This is a genomic window from Ideonella sp. P3_A4, from assembly GCF_056403075.1.
Genome location: NZ_JBFUGE010000291.1, coordinates 1 through 7,618, shown reverse-complemented (window position 1 = coordinate 7,618; position 7,618 = coordinate 1). Strand labels below are relative to the sequence as shown.

Sequence of the window (7,618 nt, the reverse complement as noted above, 5' to 3'; positions counted from 1 at the left end):
CACCTGCAAGGACATCCAGCAAGGGATGCTCAACCACTGCGGCTACGAGATGAAGAGCCGCGTCGCCATCCTCGATGTGTGGAACGGCGACAAGCCGCGCGAGTTCCCGCAGGGTGATCCGGTGGCTGCCTTCCGCGACAGCCTGGGCATCAACTTCCTCGACTTCGCCGCCGCCTATTACCCCTGGCTCAACACCTCGGTGGTCGGCGAAAAAGAGATCGACTACACGAACATCGAAGCCGGCAGCGTCGACCTGCTGCAGAAGCTGCTGCGCGCTGAACTGGATCTGCCCGACACGGTGGACGCGACCACCAAGGGCCACACGCGCGCCATGTTCGAGGAGGTCGCCAAGCTGAAGACCAACTTCACGCCGGTCGTCGTGGCCGAAGCGCGCAAGCAGCGCGACGACGCAGCGGCCAAGGCGGCGCGAGCCAAGGTCGCCAGCGACGGCAAGGCGGCGAAGAAGAGCGATGCCGACATCGAGACGGACCTGAAGACCTTCGACGACGCGCAAAAGGCCGCCGCCGCAGACCGCACCAAGGCCTACGACGACGCGCGCACGAAGTTCATCGCCGATTCGATTGCCGCAGCCAAGGCCGCCGACCCGGCGCTCGCCGACGACGACGCGGCCGCGCAAGCCGAAGCTGCGGCCAATGACGTGTGGGAAGCCAGCTACGACAACCCGCTCAACAGCGACGCGCTGGCCGCCGGCGTGAAGGCCCGCCGCGACCTGCTGAACAAGACGCTCGCTGGCGCCAGTGGCGTCTACAAGGCTGTGCTCACCGAAGTGAGACGCCAGCTGAACGTGATGCCGCCGAGCAGCGCGATGGCCGGCGTCTACACGATGGTGGACAACACCCGCGGCGTCTGGAAAGCACCTGCCAACGTGAGCCTGAACGGTGTCATCTCGCCGACCGTCAGCATCTCCGCCGAGCAACAGGAAGACCTGAACGTCAGCGCGCAGGGCAAATCGATCAACGCGATTCGCAGCTTCATCGGCGAAGGCGTGCTGGTGTGGGGGGCTCGCACGCTGGATGGCAACAGCCTGGACTGGCGCTACATCAACGTGCGCCGCACGATGATCATGCTGGAAGAGAGCTGCCGGCTGGCGGCCAAGGCGATGGTGTTCGAGCCGAACACGGCCAATACCTGGGTCACGATCAAAAGCATGATCAACAACTTCCTGACCAGCATCTGGAAGCGTGGCGGCCTGATGGGAGCGGTGCCCGAGGATGCGTTCTCGGTGTTCGTGGGTCTCGGCGAAACGATGACACCCAACGACGTGCTCGAAGGCATCTTGCGCGTGACCGTGCTGGTGGCCATGGTGCGGCCGGCCGAGTTCATCGAGATCACCTTCCAGCAGCAGATGCCCAAATCGGGCTGAGCTGCCGCTGATCCCCCCATGACTCTCCGCCTGGCGCAGGTGCCCCTGGTGCCTGCCCTGACCCGGTCTCTACACGCAATGGAGCACTGAAATGGCCGACGACGGTTCCAAACAATCCACCACAGTGTGGCCCCTGCCCAAGTTCTACTTCCAGGTGAAGTGGGACTCTGCGGTGCTGTCTTTCGAAGAGGTTTCCGGCCTCGACGTTGAAGCCCAGCCCATCGAATACCGACATGGCGACAGCCCGGTGTTCTCGGCCATCAAGATGCCGGGGCTGAAGAAGTACGGCAACATCACGATGAAGAAGGGCGTGTTCAAGTCAGACAACAAGTTCTGGGACTGGTTCAACCAGATCAAGATGAACACGATCAAGCGGGTGCCGGTGACCATCAGCCTGCTCGACGAAGAAGGCAAGCCGACGATGGTCTGGACGCTGACCAACGCCTGGCCGACCAAGATCACCGGCACCGACCTGAAGGCCGAGGGCAACGAGGTGGCGGTTGAAACCATCGAGGTCGCCCATGAAGGCCTGACGATCGCCAACGCCTGATCGCCATGAGCGTCGTTGCCCCCGGCACAGCGCTTCGCCAGGCGCTGAACCTGATCGACTACCCACCCGCGGCCTTTCACTTCGCGGTCAACATCGGCATGCTGGCCACGCCCTTCGACACCTCCTTCCAGGACGTGTCGGGGCTGGACCAGACGATGGAAACCGAGGATCTGGTCGAGGGCGGCGAGAACCGCTTCGTGCACAAGCTGCCCAAGGGTGTGCGCCAGGGCACGCTGAGCCTGAAGCGCGGGATCGCCACCGTCACTTCACCGCTGATGCTGTGGTGCAAGGTCGTGATGGAAAACGGGCTGACGCTGGGCATCACACCGATGCTGGTGCTCGTGCACCTGCTGGACGAGTACGGCCTGCCGATCCGGACCTGGTGCCTGCACAACGCCTATCCGGTGCGCTGGGACATCGAGCCTTTCGGCTCGACCAAGAACGAAGCCGCGATCGAGCAGATCGACCTGGCCTACCAATACTGCACACGACTGCTATGACGCTCGAAGTCAGACAACTGGTGCTCAAGTCCACCGTCAGYGACGACGAGGACGAAGACGATGACGACGAAGGTGTCGGCACCAAGAAGGGCAAGAAGGCCGCTGGCGGCTGCGATGGAGCCGAGGGCGACGACTGCGAAGACCGCGAACAGCTGAAGGAAGAGATCCTGGCCGAGTGCCGGACCTGGATGCTGGTCCACCTGCAGCAATTGCGCGAACGCTGACCCGACCTGCGCCACCGAACCGAGTTGCACCATGTTGTTGCCCTCCCTTTCAGGCTCCAAGCAGCCGCTGTCCATCACCGGCTGCGAGATCGACGACGAGACCGGCATCGTCAATGTCAATGGCCAGCAGTACAAGCTGCTCATCAACCCGTCCGAGTTCTCCCACGACCGGACGATTTGCTACAACACCAAGCGCACCCAGGGCCAGGCCAGCAATCCGCTCAAGTTCAGCGCCATCAACCCCGACACGATCAGCTTCTCCGTGGTGTTCGACGGCACCGGCGCGGTGCCGCTGCCGCTGGGCTCCAGCGCACCGAGCGACGTGGTCGGCCAGATCGACGCGCTCAGCAACATCGTCTACAAGTACCAGGGCGGCAAGCACGAGCCCAGTCCTGTGCAGGTGCTCTGGGGCACGCTGATCTTCTACGGTCGGCTGAAAAGCCTTTCCACCAACTACACGCTGTTCAAGCCCAGCGGTGCGCCGCTGCGCGCCAAGGCCGACATGGCGCTGATGGGCTTCGTCAGCAAGCAGCTCGGCCAGATCAGCGCCAACCGCTCCAGCCCCGACCTGAGCCACTCGGTCGAGGTGCGCGAGGGCGACACGCTGCCTCTGCTGTGCCAGCGCATCTACGGCGACAGCCGCTACTACCCGGAGGTGGCGGCCTACAACGGCCTGCGCGAATTTCGGCGCCTGCAACCCGGCGCCCGGCTGCACTTTCCGCCGCTGAGGTAACGCGTCATGCCCRCATCCCCCGAAGCCGATAGCGACGGCCCCGTGCGCGTCACGGTCAGTTGCRCAGGCGCCGACCAGGACGGCCTGCCGCTGATCTCGGTCACCGTGCGACATGCGCTCAACGCCGTGTCCTGGGCCCGCCTCGTGATCGCCGACGGCGACATGCCCGAGGGCAAGGTGCCTCTGAGCGACGGTGAGCAGTTCAAGCCCGGGACGGCCATCGTCGTCAAGGCCGGCTACGGCGATGCAGAGACCTCGATCTTCAGCGGCATCGTCGTGCGCCACGGCTTCAAGATCAGCGGCAACAACTACAGCCGGCTCGAAGTGGAGTGCCGGCACACGGCCTGCAAGATGACGCTGGGCCGGCGCTGCGCCCACTACGTGGACCAGAGCGACAGCGCGGTGATCGAAACGCTGATCGGCAACGCCGGTCTTTCGGCCGACGTGTCGAGCACCACGGTCACGCACAAGGAGCTGGTGCAGCACAACTGCACCGATTGGGACTTCATGCTCGCGCGTGCCGATGCGATGGGCCTGGTGGTGCAGTGCGCCGACGGCAAGGTGAGTGTCAACGCGCCTGATTTCAGCACCGCCGCGGCGCTGGGCGTGACCTGGGGCGCCGACCTGATCGACTTCGCCGCCGACATCGACGCCCGCCAGCAATGGAAATCGGTGCAGGCCAACACCTGGAGCCCGGCGCAGCAAGGCCTGCTGCAAGGCACCGCGGCCAGCCCGCTGGCCGGCAATGCACAAGGCGACCTCGACGGAAGCACGCTGGCCGCGGTGGCATCGCCCGCCACCTTTGCGCTGCAGAGCGCCGCCCCGCAGACCAAGGACGTGCTGGATGCCTGGGCCAAGGCCGCCCAGATGAAGGCCGCGCTGGCCCGCATCCGTGGTCACGTCAGCTTCCAGGGCAGTGCCAAGGCATTGCCGGGCACGCTGCTCACGGTGAATGGCGTAGGCACGCGCTTCAGCGGCGATGTCTACCTGAGCGCGGTGCAGCACGATATCGCCGACGGCAACTGGCTGTGCCACGCCGAATTCGGCCTGCCGCCGGACTGGCACATGGAGCGCACCGACATCCACGCCCCGTCCACCGCCGGCCTGGTGCCGGGCATCCACGGCCTGCACATCGGCGTGGTGATGAAGCTCGACGAAGACCCCGAGGGCGAGCAGCGCATCCAGGTGCAATTGCCCTACTTGCAGGTCGAAACCCCCGGCATCTGGGCCCGGCTCGCGCAAGGTCACGCCAGCAGCGGCTTCGGCCACTTCTTCCTGCCCGAGGTGGGCGACGAGGTGGTGCTCGGCTTCTTCAACGACGACCCGGGCTACCCGGTGATCCTCGGCAGCCTCTACAGCAGCAGCCGCACCCCGCCCTACGCGCTGGCGGCCGAGAACAACACCAAGGCCATCGTGACCCGCTGCATGCACCGCATCGAGTTCAACGAAGAGGACAAGATCATCACGATCGTGACCCCGGCCAAGAACACGATGGTGCTCGACGACAAGGACCAGAGCGTGCTGCTGAAAGACCAGAACGGCAACAGCATCAAGCTCTCGAGCGCCGGCATCGCACTGGACAGCCCCAAGGACATCAAGCTCACGGCGCAAGGCGGCATCACGCTGACGGCGACCACCGGCATGAAGTTCGATTGCCAGGCCGACATCCAGGCCCAGGGGCTCAACATCACCGCGCAGGCCCAGGTGGCCTTCACCGGCAAGGGCTCGGCCACCGCCGAGCTCTCGGCGTCCGGCCAGACCACCGTCAAGGGTGCGTTGGTGATGATCAATTGATCGTTCCTTTGCCTCCCACCGAGAACGCCCCATGCCCCCCGCCGCACGCCTGACCGACATGCACGTCTGCCCGATGGTCACGCCCGGACTGCCGCCCATCCCCCACGTTGGTGGGCCGGTGATCGGCCCCGGTGTGCCCACGGTGCTGATCGGCAAGCTGCCCGCGTCCGTGGTCGGCGACAACGCCACCTGCGTGGGCCCGCCGGACGTGATCGTGAAAGGCTCCGCCACGGTGCTGATCGGCGGCAAGCCGGCCGCGCGCGTGGGCGACACCACCGGCCACGGGGGCAGCGTGGTGATGGGCCTGCCCACGGTCCTCATTGGAGGCTAGATGACCTTCCTAGGCCGAGGCTGGAGTTTTCCGCCGCGCTTCGACAGCCGCCAGCAGGTGGTGATGGTCGAGCACGAGGAAGACATCGAAGAGAGCCTGCGCATCCTCTTTCGCACCCGCGTCGGCGAGCGGGTGATGCAGCACGCCTACGGCACGCGGCTGCACCAGATGGTGTTCGAAGAGGTCACCGAGCAGACCGTCACCGAGCTCACCGACATGATCAAGAAGGCGGTGATGTTCTTCGAGCCGCGCATCGAGCTGGAGCAGCTGGACGTGCGGCCGTCGGGCGAAGACCTGGCTCGGCTGGACGTGCAGCTGAACTACCGCATCCGCACGACGAACACCCGCCACAACATGGTCTACCCGCTCTACCTGGACCAGGCCAGCCACCCGGTCCGGGCTGGTTGAGCGTTGCCGAGCACCCGCATGCACCCCGGTTCGCAGCAAGACCAGCGGCTCGGCCCCGCGCTCGTACCGGGCTACTTCCGGCCCGACGAGCTGAGCCTGGCGCAGCGCCTGCGCCAGGTCTTGCTGTTCGCGCGCCAGCTGCGCTTCGTCGATGCCCAGGGCACTGAGGCCGGCCACTGGGGGCAAACGCTCGAACAAGACCTGAGCCTGCTGTTGGCCGAGCTGGCCGCGTTGCCGTTGAACGAGTTGGCGGCCCAGGCCGACCAGTTTGCCTGGCAGTCCCCCGAGCGGGCGCTGGCCCTGTGCCTGGAGCTGGCCCGCCGGCTCGACCGCTGGTGCGTGTACCTCGAAGACGACACGCTGGCCGAAGAGCAAGCCTTGCGAGACGCGTTGCGACCGCCGCTGTGGCGTGCACTGGGTGAATCGCTGGGCCCGCAACTGCAGGCCGTGCTGATGGCCGGCGATGCGCCCGCCACTGCGTGGCGCGGCTGGCACCCGGCATGGGGCCTGGATGCTGATCGACCCGCTGACACCGGCACGGCAGTGGCCGAGCCAGCCGACCTGCAACCGCGCCGCCTGCGCCTGTTCTGGCTCGCGCTGTGCCGGCTGCTGCGCCTGTTGCAGGCGCTCGCGGTGCAGCAGCTGCCCGCAAGCCTGCGCACCGGCCTGCACGACCCCGGCACCGGCCTGCTGCTGGCCTGGACGCAACTGCAGCAGTCCACGCGCGACACGCTCAACCAGTTCGATGAGCGGCTCACGCACCACTATTACGCCGAGCGCCTGGGCTTCCGCCCGCTGCCCGCGCAGCCGGACCGGGTGCACCTGGTGCTCGAGCGCGACCTGCGCCACCTCAAGCCGGTGCAGTTGCCGCAAGGCTGGCGCTTTGTTGCCAACCTGGACAGTGGCAGCTGCAGCTTTGCGGCCGAGCAAGCCCTCTACCTGAGCCCGCTGCGCGTCACGCAGCTGCTGAGCTTGCGGCATGAATACGACCCGCAGATCTCACCCGAGCGCGAGTACGGCCTGGCGACCCAGGCCCTGGCCCGCCGGCTGGTCGTGCCGACAACCGAGCAGGCTGCTGATCCGCGCGCGCCATCGGTGCCACTGCTCGGCGGCGGGCTCGGCAGCGTCACGGCCCGGCAGGGCCTGGCCATTGCCTCGCCGCTGCTCAACCTGCGTGAAGGCCGGCGCGAGATCGAGGTGCTGCTGTCGGTGTCCGAGCCCRAGGGCATCGACGTCACCCTGCCGGCCACCGACGCGCTCGAAGCGCTGGACGCGTGGTGCCTGCGCCTGGCCGCGCATGAGCTGGCCCAGGGCCTGGCAGAGCCCGAGCCCGGCGGCAGCGTGCCGCCTGCGTCACGCGGCCATCTGGCCAGCACGCTGCTGAACGACTGCCCTGGCCTGCGCGAGACCCCCTGGCTCGCCTACTTGCTGCTGCGTTGCCTCGGGTGCACCGAGCCCGCAGCGCTGATGCCGCGGCTGGGCCGTCTGATGGCGACATGGCTGTGCGCCACCGGGCCGGAGCTGGACGCGGCGGCATGCGAACGGCTGCGCCAGCACGCCCGCCAAGTGCTCGCCGAAACCAGCCAGGTCGACGTCGACGACCCGCTCTCGCTGCTTTTCGGCAATGCGCCGCTGGAGCGCCGCCTGGTGTTCGACCGCGTGTTCCGTGGTGCATGGCAGGTGCTGCTGTCGGT

The 7,618-nt window shown here is 66.7% G+C and carries 9 protein-coding genes; all 9 read left to right on the top strand.

Features of this window, described 5'->3' with window-relative positions:
- Positions 1 to 1,384: phage tail sheath family protein (locus AC1DYI_RS21630; RefSeq protein ID WP_477206195.1), on the top strand; the 1,384-nt coding region annotated here is incomplete at its 5' end.
- Between the two features lie 91 nt (positions 1,385 to 1,475).
- Positions 1,476 to 1,934 carry a phage tail protein gene (locus AC1DYI_RS21625; protein WP_477206194.1) on the top strand — a complete coding sequence of 153 codons (459 nt, stop codon included), beginning with the start codon at positions 1,476 to 1,478 and terminating at the stop codon, positions 1,932 to 1,934.
- 5 nt (positions 1,935 to 1,939) lie between these two features.
- The gene (locus tag AC1DYI_RS21620; RefSeq protein ID WP_477206193.1) at positions 1,940 to 2,434 is read left to right on the top strand and encodes a phage tail protein; all 495 of its coding nucleotides are present in this window, start codon (positions 1,940 to 1,942) and stop codon (positions 2,432 to 2,434) included.
- Positions 2,431 to 2,658 carry a DUF5908 family protein gene (locus AC1DYI_RS21615; RefSeq protein ID WP_477206192.1) on the top strand — a complete coding sequence of 76 codons (228 nt, stop codon included), beginning with the start codon at positions 2,431 to 2,433 and terminating at the stop codon, positions 2,656 to 2,658. Before AC1DYI_RS21620 ends, AC1DYI_RS21615 begins: the two co-directional genes overlap by 4 nt.
- A 31-nt stretch (positions 2,659 to 2,689) precedes the next feature.
- Positions 2,690 to 3,391 (top strand): CIS tube protein, encoded by a 702-nt coding sequence (locus tag AC1DYI_RS21610; RefSeq protein ID WP_477206191.1) that lies wholly within the window; start codon positions 2,690 to 2,692, stop codon positions 3,389 to 3,391.
- Positions 3,392 to 3,397: 6 nt separating this feature from the next.
- Entirely contained in the window at positions 3,398 to 5,185 is a 1,788-nt protein-coding gene (gene vgrG / locus AC1DYI_RS21605) for a type VI secretion system tip protein VgrG (RefSeq protein ID WP_477206190.1), read from the top strand.
- Positions 5,186 to 5,216: 31 nt separating this feature from the next.
- Positions 5,217 to 5,516 (top strand): PAAR domain-containing protein, encoded by a 300-nt coding sequence (locus AC1DYI_RS21600; protein WP_477206189.1) that lies wholly within the window; start codon positions 5,217 to 5,219, stop codon positions 5,514 to 5,516.
- Positions 5,517 to 5,924 (top strand): GPW/gp25 family protein, encoded by a 408-nt coding sequence (locus AC1DYI_RS21595; protein ID WP_477206188.1) that lies wholly within the window; start codon positions 5,517 to 5,519, stop codon positions 5,922 to 5,924.
- Between the two features lie 18 nt (positions 5,925 to 5,942).
- A partial coding sequence (locus tag AC1DYI_RS21590; protein ID WP_477206187.1) for a hypothetical protein occupies positions 5,943 to 7,618 on the top strand: 1,676 nt, incomplete at its 3' end.